General features: G+C 63.7%; 2 protein-coding genes. One reads left to right on the top strand and one right to left on the bottom strand.

Annotated elements, in window-relative coordinates; translation table 11 throughout:
• Positions 1 to 2013 (bottom strand): aconitate hydratase AcnA (gene acnA / locus APH42_RS28620; RefSeq protein WP_060494737.1); only part of this gene is annotated, 2013 nt, incomplete at its 3' end.
• Positions 2014 to 2237: 224 nt separating this feature from the next.
• Here acnA and rlmM point away from each other — a divergent pair.
• Positions 2238 to 3302, top strand: coding sequence for a 23S rRNA (cytidine(2498)-2'-O)-methyltransferase RlmM (gene rlmM / locus APH42_RS28615; RefSeq protein ID WP_012271321.1), 1065 nt, complete (start codon positions 2238 to 2240; stop codon positions 3300 to 3302).
• Positions 3303 to 3358 lie beyond the last annotated feature (56 nt).

Genomic DNA, 3358 nt, shown 5'->3' with positions numbered 1-3358 from the left:
CGGCCCGCCGATGCCGTCGAAGAACGGCGGGTGCTGGATGTAGGTGGAGTCAGCCTGCCACACGTAGGTGGCGGCCTGTGGCACCTCGATGGCCTGCCACTGCGCATCACCTGCGAACACTTCGGCGTATTCCTTGTGGAACATTGCCGTGTCGACCTTGGCCACTGCTTCGGCAATTTCCTGCTGGCTGGGCCAGATATCGCGCAGGTACACAGGTTGGCCGTCTTTGCCGGTGCCCAGCGGATCACGGGTGAGGTCCATGCGTACGCTACCGGCCAGCGCATAGGCCACGACCAGCGGCGGTGAAGCCAGCCAGTTGGTCTTGACCAGGGGGTGCACGCGGCCCTCGAAATTGCGGTTGCCCGATAGCACCGAGGCCACGGTGAGGTCGGCGCTGCCGATGGCCTTCTCGATCGCTTCGTCCAGCGGGCCGGAGTTGCCGATGCAGGTGGTGCAGCCATAACCGACCAGGTCGAAACCAAGCTGGTCGAGGTAAGGCGTGAGCCCGGCTGCCTTGAAGTAGTCGGTGACAACCTTGGAGCCCGGCGCCAGCGAGCTCTTGACCCAAGGCTTGCGTTGCAGGCCTTTTTCCAGAGCCTTTTTCGCTACCAACCCGGCAGCCATCATCACGCTGGGGTTCGACGTGTTGGTGCACGAGGTGATTGCGGCAATCACCACGGCGCCATCGCGCAGGGTGTGAGTCTTGCCCTGATGGCTGTAGTCGATCTCACCGGCCTGGTCGGCGTTGCCCACTGCCACACCGCCGCCGCCTTCGCTTTCCAGGCGGCCAACTTCTTTGGCCAGTGGTTTGGGTTGCAGCTCGATGAAATGGTCGAAGGCCTGGCTGACCTGGCCCAGTGCCACGCGGTCCTGTGGCCGTTTCGGCCCGGCCAGGCTGGCTTCGACCTCGTGCATGTCCAGTGCCAGCGTGTCGCTGAACAACGGCTCCTGGCCGGGCAAGCGCCACATGCCTTGAGCCTTGCAGTACTGCTCGACCAACTGCACGGTCGCTTCGGGGCGGCCCGACAGGCGCAGGTAGTCCAGGGTGACCTGGTCGACCGGGAAGAAACCACAGGTAGCGCCGTATTCCGGGGCCATGTTGGCAATGGTCGCGCGGTCGGCCAGGGGCAATTCAGCCAGGCCGTCGCCGTAGAACTCGACAAATTTGCCCACCACGCCCTTCTTGCGCAGCATCTGCGTCACCGTCAGCACCAGGTCGGTGGCAGTGATGCCTTCGCGCAGCTTGCCGGTCAGCTTGAAGCCGATGACTTCGGGGATCAGCATCGACACCGGCTGGCCGAGCATGGCGGCCTCCGCCTCGATGCCACCGACCCCCCAGCCGAGCACGCCCAAGCCGTTGATCATGGTGGTGTGCGAGTCGGTGCCGACCAGGGTGTCTGGGAAGGCATAGGTGCGGCCGTCGGCCTCACGGGTCCACACTGTGCGGCCCAGGTACTCCAGGTTGACCTGGTGGCAGATGCCGGTGCCCGGTGGCACCACGCGGAAATTGTCGAAGGCGCTCTGGCCCCAGCGCAGGAAGGCGTAGCGCTCACCATTGCGCTGCATTTCGATGTCGACGTTTTCGCTGAAGGCTTGCGGCGTGCCGTAGCGGTCGACCATCACCGAGTGGTCGATCACCAGGTCTACCGGAGACAGCGGGTTGATCCGTTGTGGGTCACCACCGGCCTTGGCCATGGCGGCGCGCATGGCGGCCAAGTCGACCACGGCCGGTACACCAGTGAAGTCCTGCATCAGCACCCGCGCCGGGCGGTACTGGATTTCGCGGTCGGAACGCCTCTCGCCCAGCCACTGGGCGAGGGCGCGCAGGTCGTCGCCGGTGACGGTATGGCCGTCCTCCCAGCGCAGCAGGTTTTCCAGCAGCACCTTCAGCGACATGGGCAGGCGCTGCAGGTCACCCAGCTGGCGGGCGGCCTCGGTGAGGCTAAAGTAGTGGTAGGTCTGGTCACCGACCTTGAGGGGCTTGAGCGTGTTCAGGCTATCGAGCGAGGGCATTGCCAACTCCTTCTGCACCGGTGCCCGGCAACTACTCACGGTTTGCCGGTAGCACCGCTCTGTATCGGTCCGCACGGCACGGACCTGGCTGAATGGTCAGGTTAGACCGGTTTCGCCTAACTGACCCTTTTCTGGACCGGCGGGGCATGTCGCAGGTTCCGAACTTCCTTTATCATCGCCGCCCTGCCGGCGCCTGTGGTGCGCCAGCCGTAGTGGAGTGAGAAATGAATACCCTGTTCATGCATTGCCGGCCCGGTTTCGAGGGTGAGGTTTGCGCCGAAATCAGCGAACATGCCGCCCGCCTGGGTGTTTCCGGCTATGCCAAAAGCAAGCCGCAAAGTGCCAGCGCCGAGTTTGTCTGCAGCGAGGAGGGCGGTGCCGAGCGGTTGATGGGGGAGCTGCGCTTCAACCAGCTGATTTTCCCGCGGCAGTGGGCCCGTGGTGGTTTTGTCGAGCTGCCGGAAACTGACCGCATCAGTGTGCTGCTGTCGCAGCTGGCCGATTTCCCGGTGTTCGGCAGCCTGTGGCTGGAGGTGCTGGACAGCAATGAAGGCAAGGAATTGTCCACCTTCTGCCGCAAGTTCGAAGTGCCGTTGCGCAAGGCGCTGGAGAAGGCCGGCCGGCTGGTCGACGATGCCAGTCGGCCGCGCTTGCTGCTCAGCTTCATCAGTGGCCGGCGGGTCTTTGTCGGTGTTGCCCCAGCCAACAACAGCGCGTTGTGGCCCATGGGGATTCCGCGCCTGAAGTTCCCCCGCGAGGCGCCTAGCCGTTCGACCCTCAAGCTGGAAGAAGCCTGGCATCAGTTCATCCCGCGTGAGCAGTGGGAACAGCGCCTGGGTGATGACATGACCGGCGTCGACCTGGGGGCCTCGCCGGGGGGATGGACCTATCAGCTGGTGCGCCGTGGCATGTTGGTGACGGCGATCGACAACGGGCCGATGGCCGAAAGCCTGATGGATACTGGGCTGGTTCAGCACCTGATGGCTGATGGGTTCACCTGGCAGCCGAAGCAGCCGGTGGACTGGATGGTGTGCGACATCGTCGAGAAGCCGGCGCGTACTACCTCACTGATCGAGACCTGGCTGGGGGAGGGACTGTGTCGCGAGGCGGTGGTCAACTTGAAATTGCCGATGAAGCAGCGCTATGCCGAAGTACGGCGGCTGCTCGACCGCATGGAGGCGACGTTCAAGGCACGCAAAATTCGGGTGTCGATTGCTTGCAAGCAGCTGTATCACGACCGGGAGGAAGTGACTTGTCACCTGCGTCGGCTTGATTTGAAACCGCGCTAAGCACAGCGCGCCTAGCTCTTTGCTCTTTGCTCTTTGCTCTTTGCTCTTTGCTCTTT

Origin of the sequence: Pseudomonas sp. NBRC 111140, assembly GCF_001320885.1 — a bacterium.
Lineage (GTDB): Bacteria > Pseudomonadota > Gammaproteobacteria > Pseudomonadales > Pseudomonadaceae > Aquipseudomonas > Aquipseudomonas putida_P.
Note: the sequence above shows the minus strand (reverse complement) of the source record. Positions and strands in the feature narration are given on the sequence as shown.